Origin of the sequence: Roseateles sp. YR242, from assembly GCF_900109745.1 — a bacterium.
Classification (GTDB): Bacteria; Pseudomonadota; Gammaproteobacteria; order Burkholderiales; family Burkholderiaceae_C; genus Roseateles.
This window is the reverse complement of record NZ_FOAV01000002.1, coordinates 461,857-482,397: the sequence shown is the minus strand read 5'-3', so window position 1 is coordinate 482,397 and position 20,541 is coordinate 461,857. Positions and strand designations below refer to the sequence as shown.

At 67.8% G+C, this 20,541-nt stretch carries 13 protein-coding genes; 9 read left to right on the top strand and 4 right to left on the bottom strand.

All coding sequences use genetic code 11. From position 1 onward, the window contains the following. Positions 1–34: 34 nt before the first annotated feature. From BMY53_RS05765 to BMY53_RS05735, 7 genes are all read left to right on the top strand, one after another. Positions 35–892, top strand: coding sequence for an HpcH/HpaI aldolase family protein (locus BMY53_RS05765; protein ID WP_092944551.1), 858 nt, complete (start codon positions 35–37; stop codon positions 890–892). A 367-nt stretch (positions 893–1,259) separates the two neighbouring features. Then, a complete protein-coding gene (locus BMY53_RS05760) occupies positions 1,260–2,840 on the top strand; it encodes an acetolactate synthase large subunit (protein ID WP_092944549.1) in 1,581 nt (526 codons plus the stop codon). Between the two features lie 64 nt (positions 2,841–2,904). After that, the gene (locus BMY53_RS05755; protein ID WP_092944547.1) at positions 2,905–3,801 is read left to right on the top strand and encodes a substrate-binding domain-containing protein; all 897 of its coding nucleotides are present in this window, start codon (positions 2,905–2,907) and stop codon (positions 3,799–3,801) included. Between the two features lie 92 nt (positions 3,802–3,893). Continuing rightward, on the top strand, positions 3,894–5,000 hold the full coding sequence (locus tag BMY53_RS05750; protein ID WP_092944545.1) for a porin: 1,107 nt from the start codon (positions 3,894–3,896) through the stop codon (positions 4,998–5,000). 252 nt (positions 5,001–5,252) lie between these two features. After that, complete coding sequence (locus BMY53_RS05745; RefSeq protein WP_092944543.1) at positions 5,253–6,200, top strand: helix-turn-helix domain-containing protein; 948 nt, start codon at positions 5,253–5,255, stop codon at positions 6,198–6,200. A 295-nt stretch (positions 6,201–6,495) separates the two neighbouring features. Then, positions 6,496–8,463, top strand: coding sequence for a PD40 domain-containing protein (locus BMY53_RS05740; protein ID WP_092944541.1), 1,968 nt, complete (start codon positions 6,496–6,498; stop codon positions 8,461–8,463). A gap of 14 nt (positions 8,464–8,477) precedes the next feature. Further along, entirely contained in the window at positions 8,478–9,788 is a 1,311-nt protein-coding gene (locus tag BMY53_RS05735) for a lactonase family protein (protein ID WP_177200740.1), read from the top strand. Positions 9,789–9,878: 90 nt separating this feature from the next. Here BMY53_RS05735 and katG read toward each other — a convergent pair whose 3' ends face one another. The 3 genes from katG to solA all read right to left on the bottom strand — a co-directional run bounded on the left by katG (position 9,879) and on the right by solA (position 15,154). Beyond that, on the bottom strand, positions 9,879–12,080 hold the full coding sequence (katG, locus tag BMY53_RS05730; RefSeq protein ID WP_092944537.1) for a catalase/peroxidase HPI: 2,202 nt from the start codon (positions 12,078–12,080) through the stop codon (positions 9,879–9,881). 139 nt (positions 12,081–12,219) lie between these two features. Beyond that, the gene (locus tag BMY53_RS05725) at positions 12,220–13,782 is read right to left on the bottom strand and encodes a cation:proton antiporter (protein WP_092944535.1); all 1,563 of its coding nucleotides are present in this window, start codon (positions 13,780–13,782) and stop codon (positions 12,220–12,222) included. A 112-nt stretch (positions 13,783–13,894) separates the two neighbouring features. Next, the gene (gene solA, locus BMY53_RS05720) at positions 13,895–15,154 is read right to left on the bottom strand and encodes an N-methyl-L-tryptophan oxidase (RefSeq protein WP_255370047.1); all 1,260 of its coding nucleotides are present in this window, start codon (positions 15,152–15,154) and stop codon (positions 13,895–13,897) included. Between the two features lie 244 nt (positions 15,155–15,398). Here solA and BMY53_RS05715 point away from each other — a divergent pair, with 244 nt between their 5' ends. Beyond that, the gene (locus BMY53_RS05715) at positions 15,399–16,826 is read left to right on the top strand and encodes a reverse transcriptase family protein (RefSeq protein WP_092944531.1); all 1,428 of its coding nucleotides are present in this window, start codon (positions 15,399–15,401) and stop codon (positions 16,824–16,826) included. Positions 16,827–16,855: 29 nt separating this feature from the next. After that, positions 16,856–17,533 (top strand): glutathione S-transferase family protein, encoded by a 678-nt coding sequence (locus BMY53_RS05710; RefSeq protein WP_092944529.1) that lies wholly within the window; start codon positions 16,856–16,858, stop codon positions 17,531–17,533. On the opposite strand, the gene BMY53_RS05705 is transcribed toward BMY53_RS05710, so the two are convergent. Next, entirely contained in the window at positions 17,509–20,508 is a 3,000-nt protein-coding gene (locus tag BMY53_RS05705; protein ID WP_177200739.1) for a sensor histidine kinase, read from the bottom strand. The two genes, BMY53_RS05710 and BMY53_RS05705, sit on opposite strands and share 25 nt — an antisense overlap. Positions 20,509–20,541 lie beyond the last annotated feature (33 nt).

Here is a 20,541-nt window from a genome sequence, read left to right as displayed (position 1 = left end):
TCCCCCAGGCCCCCCGAATCACCAGGAGACTCCCATGTCCGACACCCGACTGAACAACATCATCCGCGCGCTGGAGGCCGGCAAGCCGGCATTTGCGGCCTTCTCCAAGCTGGACAAGCAGACCGCCATCGAGATGAGCGATGCCCCGTACGACGGCATCGTCTTCGAGATGGAGCACAACCCCTACGACGTCTCGGCGCTGGGTGACGCGCTGCAGTACATGCTCAGCCGCAAGCAGATCGTGGACAGTGGCTCGCTCTCGCCCAAGGTCACGCCCATCGCGCGCATTCCGGCCAACGGGGCGGAGATGAACCAGTCCTTTGCCAAGCAGGTGCTGGACCGCGGCTGCTATGGCGTGGTGTGGCCCCACGTGGCCACGGTGGCGCAGGCCTACAACGCCGTGGCCGCGTGCCGCTATGCGCGTCCCAAGGGCGCGCCCCTGTATGAGCCCAAGGGCGTGCGTGGCGATGGGCCAGCCACCGCCGCGCGCTACTGGGGCCTGAGCATGGCCGATTACTACGCCAAGGCGGACGTCTGGCCGCTGGCCCCGCAGGGCGAGATCCTGGTGGGCCTGATGTGCGAAAGCACGCAGGCGATCGAGAACCTGGACGACATCCTGGCCAACGTGCCGGGCATCGGGTTCATCCTGATCGGCGAGGGGGACCTCAGCCAGGAACTGGGGTTCCCGCGCCAGTACGAGCACCCGGAAGTGGTGGACGCCATGCGCCGCATCGTCGAGACCTGCCACCGGCACAAGGTGGTGGTGGGCAATCCGCATGTGACGGCGAAGAACCACAAGCGGCTGCTGGAGGAGGGCTACCGCTTCCTGCTGTCGGCGCCGCAACGCACTTACGGCGTCGTTGGCCTCGCTCGCGAGGTGGCAAGTTATTAGGGTCCACCCCCTACCGGCTTACGCCGGCCCCCTCAAGGGGGCTCCCCCAGTGGACCGGCAAAGCCGGTCCACGGGCGCCGCTTGAGGGGCGGCGGCGCTGCGCTGGCCTTGGGAGGGGATGGCCTCTTTTTTGAATGGCGCGGAGATCAAGGGGCTCCCCCATGGACCGGCAAAGCCGGTCCACGGGCGCCGCTTGAGGGGCGGCGGCGCTGCGCTGGCCTTGGGAGGGGATGGCCCTTTTTTGAATGGAGCGGAGATCAAGGGGCTCCCCCCAGTGGACGAACAAAGCCGGTCCACGGGCGCCGCTTGAGGGACGGCGGCGCTGTGCTGGCCTTGGGGGCAATGGCCTCTTTTTTTGGAGAACGATATGAATGGAGCGGAGAGCCTGGTGTCCACGCTGGTGGATCAGGGGGTGGACATTTGCTTCGCCAACCCGGGGACGTCGGAGATGCACTTCCTCGCGGCACTGGAGAACCCGCGCATGCGCAGCGTGCTGTGCCTGTTTGAGGGCGTGGCCACAGGCGCGGCGGACGGCTGGTACCGCATGCGCGATACGCCGGCATCGACCCTGCTGCACCTCGGGCCCGGCCTGGCCAATGGGTTGGCCAACATCCACAACGCCAAACGCGCGGCGTCCGGGATGGTGAACATTATCGGCGAGCATTCCAGCGCCCACCTGAAGTACGACCCACCTCTGACCTCCGACATCGAAGGCCTGGCCCGGCCGCTGAGCCACTGGGTCCGGCGCGCGGATTCGGCACCCGCCATCGCGTGGGACGCCGCGCAGGCCGTGGCCGTCGCCTCTGAGCATCCGGGAAAGATTGCCACGCTCATCCTGCCTGGCGATGCGTCCTGGCAGGAAGCCGGAGCGCCGGTGCTGCCACCCAAGACCGCGCCTGGACGAAAGCCCGGCAGCGCCGACAACGCCGACAACGCCCGTAAGGCCCCGAACGCGGCCCGCATCGACCATATCGCCCGGGTGCTGCGTTCGGGCGAGCCGACACTGATCATCCTGGCCAACAAGGCCACGCGGGGCGACGCCTTGGAGCGCGCCGGACGCGTGGCGGCCGCCACGGGCGCACGCCTGGGTTCGCAGTTCTTCACGGCACGAATCGAACGCGGGGCGGGGCGGGTGCCCATCGAGCGCATTCCCTATGCGGTGGCGCAGGCCACGGCATTCCTGAAGCCCTTCAAGCACCTGATCACCGTCGAGACCCGGGAGCCCGTGGCCTTCTTCAGCTATCCGGACCAGCCCAGCCTGCTCAAGGCGGAGGGCACCCTGGTGCACCCGCTGGTGGAAGCCGACGAGGACAGCGCGCTGGCGTTCGAGATGCTGCTGGACGCGCTGGGTGCCCGGAACGTGGCACCTGTGGTGCAACAGCGTGTGCAGACCGCCGTGCCCAGCGGCGCGCTCAACCCGCTGAGCATCGCCCATGCGCTGGCCGCCGCCATTCCGGCGCACGCCATCGTCGTGGACGAATCGCTCACCACCGGCCGCGAGTCCATGGGCCACACCATGGGCGCGCAGCCGCACGACCTGATCAACAACATGGGCGGCTCCATCGGCTATTCCACGCCGGTGGCCACCGGTGCCGCGCTGGCCTGCCCGGACCGCCGCGTGTTCTGCATGGTGGGCGACGGCAGCGCCATGTACACCATCCAGTCGCTCTGGACCCAGGCGCGTGAAGGCCTGAATGTCACCACCATCATCTTCGCCAACAACAGCTACGCCATTCTCAAGGCCGAGTACAGCAACATGGGCGCCGGGGTGCCCGGCGCACGCGCGCTGTCGATGATCGATATCGATCGCCCCCGCATCGACTGGCTGGCCATGGCCACCAGCATGGGCGTGCCCAGCGTGGCCGTGGAAACGGCCGAGAGCTTCCACCAGGCGCTGGTCGATTCCGTCAGGGAACCGGGCCCGCGCCTGATCGAGGTCAGGCTCTGAGCCGATCGCTCCCGGCCTGCGCGCCGCTTCACCCGCCCCCTTCAGGAACCCGGAGACCTCCACCATGAGCGCCATCCTCACCGACATCCCGACCCTGCGCACCAACCTGGCCGACTATCCCGTCACCAAGGCCATGAAGGACGGACGGGTCCGCTCCGACATCGTCCGGCTGGACTTCTGCGGCCCCACGCCGGCACACAACGGCTTCAAGGCGATGGTGCGCGAGAACGCGTTTGATGCCGGTGAACTCGCCATCGTCACCTACCTGCAGGCCAAGGCCTACGGCAAGCCGTATGTGCTGCTGCCCGCCCCCATCTCCGGCCGCTTCCAGCATCACTGCGGGGGCTTCAACATCGACTTCGGCCACCTGGACCCCAAGGACATCGAGGGACGCCGCGTCGGTGTGCGCACCTATGCGCAGACCACGGGCCTGTGGATCCGCGGCGTGCTGCGCCACGAGTACGGCGTGGACCTGGACAAGGTGACCTGGATGACGCTGGGTGAAGGCCACCTGGCCGAATACACCGACCCCGCCAACTGCATCCGCTTGCCCAAGGGCGCCAACATTGCGCAGATGCTGCTGGACGGCGAACTGGACGCGGCGCTGCTGGGCGAGGACATGCCCAAGGACCCGCGTGTGCGCACCCTGGTCCCGGACGCGCACAACGCCGCCAAGGCCTGGTACGCCCGCGAGGGATTCGTGCCCATCAACCACATGTTCGTGGTGCACCAGGACATCTCGAAGCAGCGCCCGGACATCGTGCGTGAGCTCTACCGGATGGTCGTCGAGAGCCGTGCCGCCACTGACGGCGGCACGCCGGCCATCTTTCCACCGCTGGGGCTGGAGGCCAACCGCAAGGGCCTGCAGACCGCCATCGACTGGGCGCTCGACCAGAAGATCATCCCGCGCCGCCTGCAGGTCGACGAACTCTTCGACGACGTGACGGGCAGCCTGGGCTGAGGCCGCTCGTTCCGCCCCATCGGCGGCACGGCATCACCGGCACATGAAGGCGGAAAGCCTCGGGCCGCAGACCAAGAACCAACGGAGACAACATGAACTACAAGACCTCGCTTTGCCTCGGCGCGGCGATCATGGGGAGCACGTCCGCGTGGGCGCAGTCCGCGCCCGCCACCGGATCGGTGCAGATCTACGGAATCCTTGACCAGGTCGTGGAATCGGTCAGCCACATCAACGCAGGCGGCAAGGAGAGCGGCCAGCTGCGGGTGGGCCTGGGCGTGACGCCGTCCCGGCTGGGCTTCCGGGGCACGGAGGACCTCGGCGGCGGGCTGAAAGCCAACTTTGTGCTGGAGACCGGCGTCACCGCCGACACGGGCACGGTGGGGCAGGGCAGCCGCATGTTCGGCCGTCAGGCCAATGTGGGCCTGACTGGACCGTTTGGCACGGTGGCCGTGGGCCGCGTGTATGCCATGCGTTATTACGCCACCTGGGATGCCGATTTCTACAGCCCTGGTTCGCAGGGCCTGGGCACGCTGGACAACGGCATTCCCAACGCCCGCATCGACAACGGCATTTCCTGGCGTGCGGATTCGGGTCCCATCAGTGGCGGCCTGACCTACAGCCTGGGCCGCGACACGGTCGCAGGCGCCAACCCTGCGGCCACCGGCTGTGCGGGCGAGGCCGCCGAGGCTTCCCAGTGCCGCGAATGGTCGGCCATGCTGAAGTACGACGGCGGCACCTGGGGCGTGGTGAGCAGCTATGAGCGCCAGTACGGCGGTACCGCTGCCACCTACGGTGGCCTGACCCGCCCGGACCTCACCGACAGCCGCACGCTGCTGAACGCCTACTGGAAGCTGCCCGGGGACAGCCGTATCGGCATTGGCTGGCAGGGCCGCAACAACGAGGGCAGCACCACGCCCCGGAGCAACCTGTTCTGGCTGGCCGGGCAGACCCATCTCTCGGAGCCGCTGGTCATCACCGGCATGCTGGCGCAGCTGAAGTTCAAGGACTCGCCCAACAAGGCGGTGCTGGTGGCAGCCCGTTTGAACTACTGGTTCTCCAAACGCACCACGATCTACCTGGGGGACGAATATCTGAAGAACAGCGGCACGCTGGCACTCTCCGCCACTTCCAATGCCACCGGGCCACTGCCCGGACACGGCCAGAATTCGCTGCAGCTGGGCTTGGCGCATTCGTTCTGAAGGCAGCTTCCGCCACGTCTTCCCAACGCCTCGGCTCGCGGGAGTGACGGGAGTGATACAGCGCTTCCTTAATGACACCTGACGCGTGGATACGCACTGTGCGCGGGCAAGCCCAGGGAATGCCCGCGCACGTGCTGGCGGTACGCCGATGCATGATCAGTCATTCGGTCCAGCTGGCTGCCTGCCGTGCAAGCCCAGACTGGCCCTCCGGCGGAAGGAGACACCGCCCCGCATCAGCGTAGGTCAGGACACATGACACACCTTGCATTGGCGAAACACCCGGGCCTCCCACAGCCCGAGGACAGGGGGGCACCGGCCACGGTGCCCAAGGTGCGGCTCTACGTGGAGCGGCCCGAGCAGCAGGACAAGTGGTTCGTCAACGTGGGCCACGTGACCGATCGGGGGCGCTGGCGCACCGAGCCGCATGCCCATCCGGGTTATGGCCAGATCATCTTCATCCGCATCGGGCGTGGCCTGATGAATCTGGAAGGACGCAGCGTGCCCTTCGAAGGGCCCTGCGCACTGCTGCTGCCCACCGACTGTGTACATGGCCTGGACTACGACAGCGATGTCGACAAATGGGTGATCACCGTGGAGGTGTCCTACCTGTCGCAGGTCAATGCCAAGCTGCCGGAGTTCACCCAGCTGTGGAACTTCCCACGCATCATCGCCATGGACCAGGAGGCCGAGGCGGCCGAGATGCAGGCGCTCATCGCCAAGCTGGACCATGAGGCCAAGACACGCGGCGTGGGCCACGTCGTCGCCACCGAGGCGGTGCTGACCGAACTCCTGCTGGCGCTGGTGCGTGGCACGGGTGCCGAGCTGGTGGAGGCGGATACCGAAGGCGCCACACGCACGGCCACCCGGCTGGCCGAGCGCTTCCGCGACCTCATCGACCAGCACTACCGCGAGAACCTGCGGCTGCAGCATTACGCATCCGTGATGGCGGTGTCGGAGAACCAGCTGCGGGCCGCCTGCGTCGCGGCCACGGGGCTCAGCCCCAACAAGCTCATCCATGCCCGCATCATCACGGAAGCCAAGCGCAGCCTGATCTTCAGCGACATGACCATCGAGCAGATCGCCTATTGGCTGGGCTTTTCGGACACCGCTTACTTCACGCGCTTCTTCCGCAAGGAAGTGGGCCAGTCCCCCAGCCAGTTCCGCGCTGCTGCACGCGCGCAGCCGCACGGCGGCCGGTAACCCGGCACGCCTCAGCATCGGCGCCACTCCGGGCTGGCGGCGTCACCCCGGGTTATCGCCGTCACCCCTGGCCGTTGGCGTCACCACGGACCCCTGGTGTGGCCGGTCAGCGGTCAGGGTTCGCTCCCGCTCCACGGGCGAGAAATGTGCCAACGAAGCTTGGATTTGTGCAGGGCCTTGGCGTCCGCGTTCCCCTAGTCTTGTGGCCCGTCGAGAGCATTGGCCGACACCCTTGCGCTCACGCAAATACATCGCCATAAGACCAGCGTTCATCGCGCCAACCAAGGGGACATCCATGTATTTGAAACGCCTGCGGGCATCCGCCGCGACATCCTGCGTCACGTCGTTCACTGCATCCGTCACCGCATCGATCACCGCATCGATCGTCATCTGCACCGCCAGCCTCTGCGCGCCTGCCCTGGCCCACGGCGGCAACAGCGGCAGTGACGGCACGCTCATCCTCAACCGCGTGGGCCCGGTCTCGTCCGAGCTCTATATCGCCAACGCCGACGGCAGCGCGGAACGCAAGCTGCTGTCCACCCCCGGGTTTGACTATCACGCGAGCTTCTCGCGGGATGGCCAGTGGGTGTACTTCACCTCCGAGCGGGACGGTCTGGGCCAGTCCAATCTCTATCGTGTGCGCACTGACGGCACCGGTCTGCAGCGGCTCACCGACCACATCGCGGTGGACGATGCCGCCGCCGTGTCGCCCACCGACCCGCATGTGGTCGCCTTCGTGTCCTCGCGCAGCGGCGCCAACGACTACGGCACCGCCAACATCTGGACGCTCAACGTCCTGACCGGTGCCCTGCGCAACGTGACCGGCGCCTTGCCCTTCGACGCCAGCAAGCCGCATGGCTACTTCCGGCCGGCCTGGTCGGCCGACGGCAAGTGGCTGGCCTTCTCGTCGGACATCGGCACCGACTGGCGCGGCCATGACCTGCCCAACGGCTGGGAGCGCACGCAGGCCAGCGGCATCTATGTCATCCGGCCTGACGGCAGCGGCTTCAGGCAGGTGGCCAGCAACCCGGGCTCCCTGGATGGCTCGCCCACCTGGTCACCCGATGGCAGCAGCCTGACCTTCTACGAGTCCACCCAGGAGGCCACCTGGGGCGCACGCCGGCCGGAGCTGATCAATGCGGTCAGCTCCCAGCTGGTGACGGTCAACCTGGCCACGCTGCAAAAGACCACGGTGACCAGCTCGGCCGGCTACAAGGTCTTCCCGCAATACCTGAGCGCCACCAACATCGCCTACCACGTGAAGGGCGGCGCCACTGAAGGGCTCTACACCACCGAGGGCGGCTTCCGCTCCACGGCCAGCACCGGCATCCGCTCGCCGCGTTATTCGGCGGACGGCACGAAGCTGGTCTATGAGAAAGTCGCCTTCGACCCATCGCGCGCCAACGGCACGCCGCTCTACAGCTTCGACAACCGCTGGCGCTATCAATACCTGGACGTGTTTCCGCAGCTCTCGCGGGATGGACGGAAGTTGGTCTATACCGAGAAGGCACTCAACTCGTCGGTCGCCGTGATGAATGCCAGCGACTTCTCGGGCTACACCCGCATCTATGACCCGGCCACCAGCGGGCTGGACCCCGTGCTGATCTCGCATGGCCTGGCGGGTGCGTTCCAGCCGACCTGGTCGCCGGATCGCCAGTGGGTGGCCTTTGGGGTCGGGCAGTGGTTCCTGACACGTGCGGCGGGGCCGGGCCGCATCATGCGCATCAAGGCGGACGGCAGCATGAACGGTGTGCCGGAGGCACTGACCGACGGCGCCATCAATTCCGGCTTCCCCAGCTACTCGCCGGACGGCCGGAAGATCGTCTTCCGCGTCTGGAGCCCGACCGTCAAGGGCCTGCGCATCATCGATCTGGACACACGCGCCACCACGGTCCTGACCACCGAGCCGGACAACACCCCGGGCTGGTCGCCGGACGGCAAGCGCATCGTCTTCACCCGCAAGCAGTACGACCCGACGGACTCCAACAAGTTCAACTATGACGTCTACACCATCAAGCCCGACGGGACCGGGCTGGCGCGGCTGACGACGCATGGCGCCAATGACGCCCATGCGGTGTGGACCTGGGATGGCCGCATTCTCTTCAGCAGCGGGCGGTATGGCTACAGGGACGAGGTCTCGCTGTATGACGACACCTTCCAGCCCGATGGCCAGAACTGGGTCATGAATGCGGATGGCAGCCAGCAGCGCCCCATCACCGATACCCTCTGGGAAGAGGCCATGCCTCTCTACATTCCGAAGTGATGGCGCGGCATTCCATGGAAGAAGACCGCAGCGGCCGCTGGCCCGCCGTCCGATGGCTGAGCCGGCAGACCGACGGGCTTGCGGGCCTGGCGGTGGCTGCGGCGCTGGCGGTTGGATGCGGTGTGGCGCCCAGCGTGGCGGAGTCGGGGCAGGCGGCGGGGCGGCAGGCGGGGCAGCAGGCGGGGCAGCCGGTGGGGTTATTGCGCCCGGGCTCGGCCGCTGGAATGAGCGGCGGCGCCGGTGCCTCGCTCCATGGCGCCAACGCTGGAAGCGGAACCACGCTGGTCTATATCGGTCAGGAGGGCGGGCAGATCCAGGCCCTTCGTCTGGATACGGCCCAAGGTCGTCTGTCGGTGCTGGGCACGGTGGCCGAGTTGCCGCGCCCGCGCTGGGCCGTGTCGGATCCACAGCGGGGGCTGCTCTACGTGGCCAGTGATGCGCAAGGGCAGCCCGGCAAGGTGCTGGCGTATGCGGTCCAGCCCGAGACCGGCGCGTTGAGCAAACTCAACGAGCTCGGTGCGGGAGGCGCGGGCACGACGCATCTGGCGCTCGACCCCGTCTCGCGCACCTTGCTGGCGGCCAACTTCGGCGGCGGCTCGGCGGTGAGCCTGGCCATCAAGCCGGACGGCGGGCTGGAGGAACTGGTGTCGTCCCGGCAGGCCATTGGCTCCGGGCCCCACCGCCGGCAGGCCAGCCCGCATGCGCATGGCGTGACCCTGGATCCCTCCGGCCGGTTTGCACTGGTCCCGGATCTGGGGGCAGACCGGGTGTTCGTCTATCCCTTCGACCGGGCGACCCATCGGCTGGCGGCTGACGATGGCGTGACGCCACGCTCATTCCCGGTGGCGCCGGGCAGCGGACCGCGGCGGGTGCTGTTCAGCCCGCAGGGTCAGTCCGCCTATGTGCTGGATGAGTTGAGTGCGGATGTGCTGGTGGCAGGCTGGAATGAAGTTGCCGGCACATTGACCTTGCGGCAGACCGTGCCCATCAGCAGCGAGGGTTTTCAGGGCGCCAAGAGCAGCGCGGAGATGGTGCTGACGCCGGACGGCCGGTTCCTGGTCGTGGCCGACCGTGGGGAGCACACGCTGGTGGTGTTTCGCACCGATCCCGCCACGGGGCAATTGGCCTTTGTGCAGCGCCTGCCGGCGGGCGGCGACCGGCCCTGGAACCTTGCGCTGGACCCCGGCGGACGCTGGCTGCTGGTGGCCAACCAGCAGAGCAACACCGTCAACCTGTTCAGCCTGGATGCGGCCACGGGCCGGATCACGGACACCGGACAGTCGGTCGCATCGGCGGCGCCGCTGAGCATCACGTTCTATCCATAGCAACGGCGGCGGCACCGGGACAGCGGGGCGGCGCGGTAGTCGGCGCCGGCCAGTGCGTCGCCACCGTGCCACCGCCCCTGTGCCGCCACTTCAGCCCTGACGCTCCAGATCAAAGCGGTCCAGGTTCATCACCTTGGTCCAGGCCGCCACGAAGTCGGTGACGAACTGGGCTTCTCCATCGCTGGAGGCATAGACCTCGGACAGGGCGCGCAGCTGGGCATTGGAGCCAAAGACCAGGTCCGCCAGCGTGGCCGTCCAGCGGACCTCCTGGGTCTTGCGGTCCCGGCCTTCAAACACGCCGGCTGTGGTCTCCGAGCGCTGCCAGGCGGTACGCATATCCAGCAAGTTGACGAAGAAGTCCGGGGTGAGCAGGCCGGGCCGGCGGGTGAAGACCCCCAGCGGAGACTGGCCGACGTTGGCACCCAACACCCGCAGCCCGCCGACCAGCACAGTCATTTCCGGTGCGGTGAGCGTGAGCAGCGCGGCGCGGTCGATCAGCGCAGTGACCACGCTGGGCTCCGGACCGACGCGGAAGTAGTTGCGGAAGCCGTCCGCCGCAGGTTCCAGAACCTTGAAGGCATTGACATCGGTCTGCGCCAGCAGGGCATCCATGCGGCCGGGCGTGAAGGGCACCGACACCGGGTGGCCGGCACGCTGGGCCGCATCCTCCACCGCCGCGGTGCCGCCCAGCACGATGAGATCGGCCAGCGAGATCTTCTTTCCACCGGACGCCGAGGCATTGAACTGCTGCTGCACCTCGGTGAGCTTGCCGATCACCTGCGCAATCTCGGCGGGCTCGTTCACCTCCCAATCCTTTTGCGGGGCGAAGCGGAGGCGGGCGCCGTTGGCGCCACCGCGTAGGTCGGTGCCACGGAAGGTGGAGGCCGAAGCCCAGGCCGCCTTGATCAACTGCTGCGGCGTCAGGCCCGACGCCAGCACGGTCTTTTTCAGTGCTGCCACGTCGGCAGATTCGACCAGCGGGTGGTCCACGGCGGGAATCGGGTCCTGCCAGAGCAGGTCCTCCTGGGGGACCAGGGGGCCGAGATAACGGACCTTGGGGCCCATGTCCCGATGGGTCAGCTTGAACCAGGCGCGGGCGAAGGCGTCGGCAAAACGTTGCGGGTCGGCCATGAAGGCCCGCGAAATCTTCTCGTAGGCGGGGTCCACGCGGAAGGCCATGTCCGCCGTGGTCATCATCGGGGCGTGGGTCTTGCCGGGGATGTGGGCGTCCGGCACGGTATTGGCCCCGGCGCCATTCTTCGGCCGCCACTGGTGGGCGCCGGCCGGGCTGCGGGTCAATTCCCAGTCGTAGCCGAACAGGGTCTCGAAGTAGCTGTTGTCCCATCGGGTCGGGGTGGGGGTCCAGGCGCCTTCGATGCCGCTGGTGATGGCGTGGGCGCCAATGCCGCTTTCAAACTTGCTCTTCCATCCCAGGCCCAGTTCCTCGATGTTGGCGCCTTCGGGTTCCGCGCCGAGGTGATGGGCTTCACCGGCCCCGTGGGCCTTGCCGAAGGTGTGGCCGCCCGCGCCCAGGGCCACGGTCTCTTCGTCGTCCATGGCCATGCGGGCGAAGGTTTCGCGGATGTCTCGCGCGGACCCTGCCGGATCGGGCGTGCCGTTCGGGCCTTCAGGGTTGACGTAGATCAGGCCCATCTGCACGGCGGCCAGCGGATTGGAGAGTTCCCGGTCTCCGCTGTAGCGTTCGTCGCCCAGCCAGGTGGATTCGGGGCCCCAGTCGATCGGCTGCGGTTCCCAGATGTCCTCGCGGCCGCCGCCGAAGCCGAAGGTCTTCAATCCCATGGATTCCAGCGCCACGTTGCCCGCCAGGATCATGAGGTCGGCCCAGGAGAGCTTGCGGCCGTACTTTTGCTTGATCGGCCAGAGCAGGCGACGGGCCTTGTCCAGGTTGCCGTTGTCCGGCCAGCTGTTGAGGGGGGCGAAGCGCTGCTCGCCGGAGCGGGCACCGCCGCGGCCGTCAAAGATGCGGTAGGTGCCGGCCGAGTGCCAGGCCATGCGGATGAAGAAGGGGCCGTAATGGCCATAGTCCGCCGGCCACCAGTCCTGTGAATCGGTCATCAGCGCATGCAGGTCCTGGATGACGGCCGACAGGTCCAGGGTGAGGAACTCCTTGCGGTAGTCGAAGTCCTCCACCATGGGGTCCGACAGTTCGGAATGCTGGTGCAGCACACCCAGGTTGAGCTGGTCCGGCCACCAGTGCACATTGGTGCGGGGCCGTTGGGGCGGCTTGCCGGAGGTCGAGTGGGCAACAGGGCACTTGGTTTCTGCGGTCATCGGGCTTCTCCTCGGTCAAAAGGGGGGCGGGATGCTGAAGGGCACGCCGGTGCCAGCGTGCTGTGGGTGACCTGAAGCCTATTACGAGCCTGTTGGCGATGGAAGCGTGTGGTTTCACGGGTGACGAGACCGTCTGACCTCAGTCCTCCACATTTCCCCCTGCCGATAGTTCCGCCCAGTCCAGCTCCTGAATCAACAAGCGGTAGGCGTGGTCGCCGATCACGTCCTGCTCCCGCAGTTCCACCGCCTTGTCACGCGCCACGGCAATGGCCTGGCGCCGCAGCGGGCCGCCCGGCACCTCGTCCAAGGGCAAGGTGACATGCTCTTTCGAGTTCAGGTCCACCACGGCCTGGTATTCCTTGCGCAGCAGCGCCGCCGGGAAGGACTGATCGTTCTCGATGGAGGCCAGCAGCGCCTGGTAGATCTGGGTGCGGCCATTGCGCACCTCCTGCGCCACCGGGTCGTTGTCCTCCATGCGCAGCCAGCGGATCAGCGGTTTGAGCGTGAAGCCCTGAAGCACCAGGGTGCCGAACACCACCGCGAAGGCGCTGAGCAGGATCAGGTCGCGGTAGGGGAAGGCCGCCCCATCGGGCAGGCGCTCCGGCACCGAAAACGCCGCCGCCAGCGTCACGATGCCGCGCATGCCCGCCCAAGACAGCACCAGGCCGCCCGCCCAGGCAGGATGGGTGCGTGCCGACTGCGCCAGCCCGCTGTGCCGCGCGGTGAAGGCGCTGTAAGTCATGACCCAGGCAAAACGTGCCATCACGGTGACGCCCAGCACCACCAGCGCAAAGATCACGGCTTCCTGATGCGTGCCCGAGGCGCCCAGCCGCTGCCAGATGGGCCGCAGCTGCAGCCCGATGAGTACAAAGGCGAAGGCGTTGAGCACAAACACCACGGTCTCCCAGACCGCAAAGATGGGCACGCGCAGGCGCGCCGGCATGGTGGGCCCGCCGCGCCGCGCGCTGACCATGGCGAAGGCCACCACGGTGAGGATGCCGGACAGCCCGGCCTTCTCCGCCAGAATCCACACGCCGAAGGTGCACGAGAACTGGATGATCAGCGCGGTGGGCGCGTGTTCGGTGCCGCCGGTGAGCGGGCGCAGCAGGTAGGAGCAAAGCACCCCCGCCGCGATGCTGCCGAACACCGTCAGCAGCAGCATCGGTGCCAGCGTGCCGAAGCTCAACGGGCCCGCCATCATGGTCACCAGTGCCAGCCGGTAGATGATCAGCGCGCTGGCGTCGTTGAGCAGGCTTTCCCCCTCCAGGATATTAAGCACCTTGTAGGGCAGATGCAGCTGGCGCATCACGGCCGTGGCGGCGGCGGCATCGGGTGGCGACACGATGGCACCAATGGCCACCGCCACGGCCCAGGGCATGGCCGGGATCAGCCAGCGGCACACCAGCGCCACACCAATCACCGTGGTGCCGACGGCGGCCAGCACCAGGCCAGCCACCGGCCGCCAGTTGGCCCGCAGGTCACGCTGTGAGGCGTCGTAGGCAGTGTCCATCAGCACCGGCGCAACGAACAGGGTCAGGGCCAGCTCAGGGTCCAGCGTCCACTTGGGGCTGCCGGGCCAGAAGGCCAGGGCCATGCCACCGAGGGCCAGCAGGGCAGGGTAGGGCGCACCGATCCGCCGCGCCAGCATGGCCAGAAGGGCGGCGCCCATGAGGAGCGCGATGATCCATTCAAAATCGTGCATGCACTGTTGTGGCGGCGGCGATCAGGGCCGCATGCGCCGGACAGGGCAAGCCTTGTGCCGGCCAGGCAAGCTTTGCACAACGGCTCGCGGGAGCGATGCTTCCCTAGGGAATCTAGCTAAACCGCGACACCCGGAAGGCCGACAGGTCCGGGGCCCCCGCCTCGCCCAGCACGTGCTGCGCCACGGCTTCACCCAGGCCCGCCGAATGCTTGAAACCGTGGCCGGAGCAGGCGGAGATGACCGCGGCACGCGCCAGCGTCGGGTGGGCATCCACGATGAACCCCGAGTCATCGCTCACCGTGTACATGCAGGGCACGGCCTGCACGCACTCGCTGGTGACCGAGCGCAGCCGGCCCGCCACATGGGTCTGGAACATGGTCTCGCGCTCCTCCGGCGAGACGCTGCGCTGCAGCTGGTCCGGATCCGCGTCCTTCAGGTATTGCTCCGACGCCACCTTGACGCCGGCATGGCCGTCCACCATGGGGAAGCCGTAGAAATAGTCCTCGTCCCCACGGCCGTGCATCCAGATGAAGATCGGACAGCCCGGCGAGCCATACAAAGCCGGCTCGGTGGGGCGGAACCAGAACAGCACCTGGCGTTTCACACGCAGATGGGCGCGGTAGGCATCGCCCACCAGGCCGGGTGTCCACGGGCCGGCGGCAAATACCACCTGGCCCGCCGAGTAGGTGCCCTTGTCGGTCCGCACCGTCACGCCGCCCGGTGTCTCGCTGATCGCCAGCACCTGCTCGCCCATGCGCAGGGCGGCACCGTGCTGGCGCGCCGCCTCCAACTGCACCGCCACACATCGCTCGGGCTTGAGCACGCCCGATTCGGGCTCGTAATACGCCAGCTCATCACCGCGCAGCTGGAACTGCGGAAAACGCGCCTGAACCTCGTCCGGTTGCAGCAGCTCATGCGTGATGCCGTACTGGCGCGCCAGGCCAATGGTCCGCTGCACGAAGTCCGTCTTGCCGTGGTGCTGCGCACCACCATCGGCCGCGCCCATGATCAGCCCGCCGGTGGGCAGGTAAAGCGCTTCGCCATGGGCCGCCTCCAGTTCTTTCCAGATGCGGTGGGAGGCCTGCACCAGCGGTACATAGGCCTCCCCTTCGCCAACGGCCAGGCGCGTGATGCGGGTGGCGCCGTGGCTGGAACCCAGGTCATGCGGGGGATGGAATCGGTCGATGCCGATCACCTTGGCGCCACGCCGCGCCAGCTGCCAGGCCGTGGCGCTGCCAAAAGCGCCCAGGCCGATCACGATGACGTCGGCGGTACTGGCGGCCCCCCCAACGGCTGCGGCCGCTGTTGTCGCTGTGGTGCTTGCGGCCCTGGAGGTCAAGCCATCGGTGTCAGGTCTTGTGTTGTTGTTCAATGTCTTGCTCCACAGCGTCACAGGCCAACGAGTGTAGGCGCCATAATCGCCGCGACTCCTGCCCTGCCAAGCATGTCGGAGGCTCACGCTTCCGGGCCCCGGGGAATCCCCGGGGCATCGTCCATAGTGATTCATTCCGGCGCGAGTTCCGACGTGCGCTCCGCGCATTCCAGAACATCGCCAGACCGGCCGGTTGGTGGGGTGGGAGTCACCCGATATTCCACCTTGTTGCACGGTTGGCACCATGACGCTGGCGGCACCGCTCACCTATCACCGCTGGATCGCACTCGCCCTGGCCCGCGCGATTCAGGCCGACGACGACCAGCCTCAAGGGCGTGAGGCGCATGCGCTCCTGGGCCGCACCAGTGAATGCCTGGGGAAGGAACATGTGCCCTGGCTGCGCGCGCTGTGCCAGGCGCTGGCGCGCATGACGAAGCCCCAGTGGGACCGATTCACGACCCACACCCTGGCGGACCATCTGGAATCCATGCATGAATTCTTCGGGTGGGCCCACGTTAGAGGGGATGGTGACCCCGATGACGAATCGGAGGAGGACCCTGACGGCGAACCATTCCCCACGCCCAGGGTGCGCCGGCTCCTGCTGAGGCCCGCACGCATGACCGCCCGGCCGTACGCCCTGGAGGCGCTGGAACTGCCCGTCTGGCACACCCTGCCGGACCTTGCGAACGGCCTGGGCATCGACCTGGACATGCTGGAGGTGCTGGCGGGCCGAGCCCACCACTACCGTGATGCGGTGGCCACGCCGCTTCGGCCCCATGTGCGCGCCACGCACCACTACCGCTCGCTGCTGGTGCCCAAGCGCCGCGAAGGCATGCGGCTGATCGAGGCGCCCATGCCGGCGTTGAAGGCCGTGCAGCGCCGCCTGCTGGACGTGCTGCTGGCGCGCGTGCCGGTGCACGAGGCCGCGCATGGTTTCGTGACGGGGCGCAACGTGGCCAGCCATGCCGCCGCGCACACGGGCCAGCACTGGGTCTTGCGCTTGGACTTGCAGGACTTTTTCCCGAGCATCGGACGGGCCCGGATCGCTGCGCTGTTTCGCACGCTCGGTTATGCGGAGGGCGTCGCGGACCGGCTCACCACGCTCTGCACTGTGCGTACACCGGTGAATGTGCGGGAGCGTCTGCGTGACGCCGGGGCCATCGATTTCCACGGGGCCAAGCGGCTGGCCTCGCCCCACCTCCCGCAGGGCGCGCCCACCTCGCCGCACCTGGCCAATCTCTGCACCTTCTCGCTCGACCTGCGTCTGGAAGGCTTGGCCTACCGCTTTGGTGCGCACTATTCGCGCTATGCGGATGACCTCGTGTTCTCCGGCTCGCGGGACACACGCCTGGCGCCAACGGCCTTGCATGCCTGGGTGCGGACCATCGTGGAAGAGGAGGGCTTTCGTCTGCGCAGGGACAAGACACGCCTCATGCGCGCGGGTGGCCGACAGACCGTGACCGGGGTGGTGGTGAACCTCAAGCCCAATCTGTCCCGCCCGGATTACGACCGCCTGCGCGCCGAACTCCACCGGCTGAGCCATCAAGCCGCGGTGGACGGCGCGCTGCGCTCCCCACTGCTCGGGCGCTTGGCCTGGGCCCAGCAGTTCGTGGCGGCCAGCCGGGCGGCCAAGTTGCGGCGGCTGTTCGGCGCCATCCGGTTCGTCCCGTAGCGTTCCACGGAGTTCAGTAGACTCCACGCATGATCACCGTCCACCACCTCAACAACTCCCGCTCGCAGCGGGTCCTCTGGCTGCTTGAAGAACTGGGCCTGCCCTATGAGATCAAGCACTACCAGCGCGACCCCAAGACCATGCTGGCGCCGCCGGAGTTGCGCCAGGTGCATCCGTTGGGGAAATCGCCGGTGATCACCGATGGGGAACTGGTCATCGCTGAATCCGGCGCCATCCTGGAGTACCTGGTGGACCGTTATGGGGAAGGCCGCTTCAAGCCCGCACCTGGCACTCCGGATGCGTTGCGCTACCGCTACTGGATGCACTACGCCGAGGGATCGGCCATGCCGCCGCTGCTGCTCAAGCTGGTGTTCGATCGGATCGAGTCCGGGCCGCTGCCATTCTTCATCAAGCCCATTGCCAAGGCGATTGCCGGCAAGGCCAAGTCGACCTTCATCCAGCCGCAGATCACCAACCACATGAACTATCTCGAAGCCGAGCTGGGCAAGGGCCCCTGGTTCGCCGGCGCCGAGTTCAGCGCGGCCGACGTGCAGATGAGCTTCCCGCTGGAGGCGGCTGCCATGCGTGGCGGCGCGGTGGCAAAACAACCCCGTCTCACCGAATTCCTGGCGCGCATCCATGCCCGCCCCGCCTATCAGCGCGCGCTGGCGCGTGGCGGCCCTTACGCCTTCGTCGGCCAGGACTGACGGCTGCGGCGCAACCAGCGGCGCAGCAGGCCAGGCCTGCTGGCGCCGCGCCGGGGCACGCGCACCTCCACACGCGTTCCTCGTGGATCCTCCCGGCCGATCTGCAGCACGGCCCCGATGCGCAGGGCCCGCTCCCGCATGCCGGTGAGCCCGAAGTGGCCAGGGCGGCCGCCCTGGGTCAGCGTCTCTTCGCTGATGCCGTTGCCGTCATCCATCACGCTGACCGCCACCTCGTGCGGCATCCAGCGCACGCGTACCGCGATCCGGGTCGCATGGGCATGGACAGCTGCGTTGAACAGCGCCTCGCCCACCAGGGGCAACAGGTCGTCCAGTTGCAGCGGGTCCAAGGTCCAGGCGGCCCCTTCGGTGTCCAGCGTCCGTGCCACGGAGGCCCCGGTGGCCAGTTGTTCCAGCGCCAGGCTCAGCCCCTGCTCCAGATCCTGTGGCGCATGGCTGCGCTGGCGCAGCCCCACCACCCGGTCGCGCCCCTCCTGGATCACCGCCTCGGCCTTGCTGAGCGCCCGTTCGATGTGATCGCTGCTGCCGCCCACACCGCCGGGCTTGGCCAGGCGGTGGATCTGCAGCATCAGGCCGTGCACCGATTGCAGCACCGTGTCGTGCAGTTCCCGGGCGATGCGCTCGCGCTCGCCCAGCCGTTCGCTCAGACGCTGCTGCAGCCTCACCGACATCTGCCGCAGCCGCAAAACATAAAGCGCATACAGGACCCCCAGCACCAGTGCCACACACAGGCCCTTGAACCAGGCGGTCTGCCAGAAGAAGGGCGCGATGTCGAAGCTGAAGCGCTCAGCCTGGCGGTTCCACAGGCCGGAGTCGTTGGCGGCGATGACCTCGAACCGGTAGCGGCCCGGCCCGAGGTTGGTGAAGAAGGCTTCGCGTCGCGCGGTCGGTTCGCTCCATTGCTCGCTGGAACCAATCAGCCGATAGCTGAAGCGCACGCGCTCCGGCCGCGCCAGGCTCAGGGCGGAATAGGCGATGCTGAGGTCGCGGCTGCCTGCGGGCAGGACCAGCGAGGCGGTATCCGTGGCCCAGCTCGACGTGCCGACGGTGACCGTCTCCAGCGAAATCGGTGGCGCCAGATGATTGCGCACGTCCCGGCCCGGATCGATCCACGCCAGGCCATTGGCAGTGGAGACCCACAGGCGGCCGTCGGTGCCCAGCACGGCGGAGGGCAAGGGCCGGTGCTGCTGCGGCACGCCGGGCAGGCCGTCGGTGTAGTTGAACAGTTCGCCGGAGACCGGTGTGTCGGGCTGCGTGATGGCGGCCTCCAGGGCCTCGGCGCGGATACGGAACACGCCATGCCGCTCTGCCGCCCACAGGTCCCCCGAAGGCACCACCACCAGGCCGGACACCGCCGCCATGCGGGTGGATTCGGCGGTGCGCAGCTTCACGAAGCGGCCATCCTTCAGATAGGCCACGCCCATCTCACCACCGATCCACAGCCGGCTGCCCTGCGTGGCGATGGCGGTGATGTTGCCCAGCGAAATGCCGTCTGCTTCGGTGAAAACGGTCAGACGCCCGTGTGACAGCATCGCCACCGCGTTGTGCGGGTAGCCGAACCAGGTGCGCCCCTGGCTGTCCTGCGCGGCCACCAGCGGGTTGAGCCCCGGCAAGCCGGGCAACCCACCGTCCTTGCGCCATTGCCCGCCGGACCAGCGGAACAGGCCCGCGCGCACGATGGCCACCCAGATGTCGCCATCGGGCTCCACGGCAATGGCCTGAACATCGCCGGTCCCCACCTCGGGCGGGATGTCCATGGTGGTGACCTTGCCGCCGTCGATCCGCCACAGCCGGCCCGGGCCGCCCATCCAGACGCTGCCATCCGGCGCCCGGATGGCGGTGGTGGAATAGACCTTGGTCGGCATGGTGATGGCGCTGTTGGCATCGGCGCGTAGCAGCGCCCCGACACCGCCTGCCCACAGCTCGCCGTTGGCGCCCGGCGCAATGGTGATCTGCACCGCCGACTCCGGCAGCGCCACCGGCCGGAACTTGGGCGGGCGGAACTGGTCCAGCCCGGCCCGCGTACCGACCCAGACCGTGCCCTCGCGGTCTTCCAGTACCGACAAGGCGTAGTTGGAGGTCATGCCGTTCTGGCGCCCGAAAGGCTCCACCTGCAAGGGCGAGCTGGCGTCGGAGGCCAGGCGAGACACACGATGGATGCCGTCCTGATAGCCGGCCACCCACAGGCGCCCCTCCGCATCCGAGACCATGGCATTGGGGCTGGCATAGCTGGACCAGTCCGGGACCTCGCTCACCGCGCCGCTGGCATGCAGCACCCGCAGGCGGTGGGGGGCGTCCATCACCCAGAGATCGCCGCCCGCGCTGGTCTGCAGCACGGCACGATCGACCTTGAGGCCGGTGGGTTCGAAGCGACGGGCACCCAGGGGTAGCTTCAGCAACTGGGTACCGTCGTCGGCCCAAACAGTGCCGCTGCGGTCCACCAGGACCTCGTAGGCGCGCTGGGCGGGGTAGTTCCAGCGGCTGTCCATCCGCTCCCAGTGGCCCCCTTCGAAGCGCAGCAGCCCCTGCAGCGATGCGGCCCACAGCACACCGCTGCGTTCCTCGGCGAAGGCATAAACGACCACCGAAGGTACGCCCTCGGCCGTGCCGAAATGCCGCAGGTGCTGACCCTCGATGCGCGAGATGCCGCCAAAGCGGTAACCGACCAGCAAGCCGCCGTCCGTGAGGGCATGCAGGCTGGAGATGTTGAGGGATGGCAGGGCGTCACTGCCGGCCGGGCGGAACTCGTGAAAGCGTACGCCGTCAAAGCGGAAGAGGCCGGCGCTGGTGCCCAGCCACAGGTAGCCGTCGCGCGTCTGCGCCATTGCCACCACCTCGGTGGGGGCGCCTTCCGAAGGCAGCCAGCTGCGATGGGTCCACTGTGCCAGCGACGGTTCGCTGAATTCGGCCCGAACGGGCATGGCCAGCATCAGCACCAGGATGCTGATCAGCGCCATTAGCCATGTGTTCGTCCGCACGGTCTGCCCCGG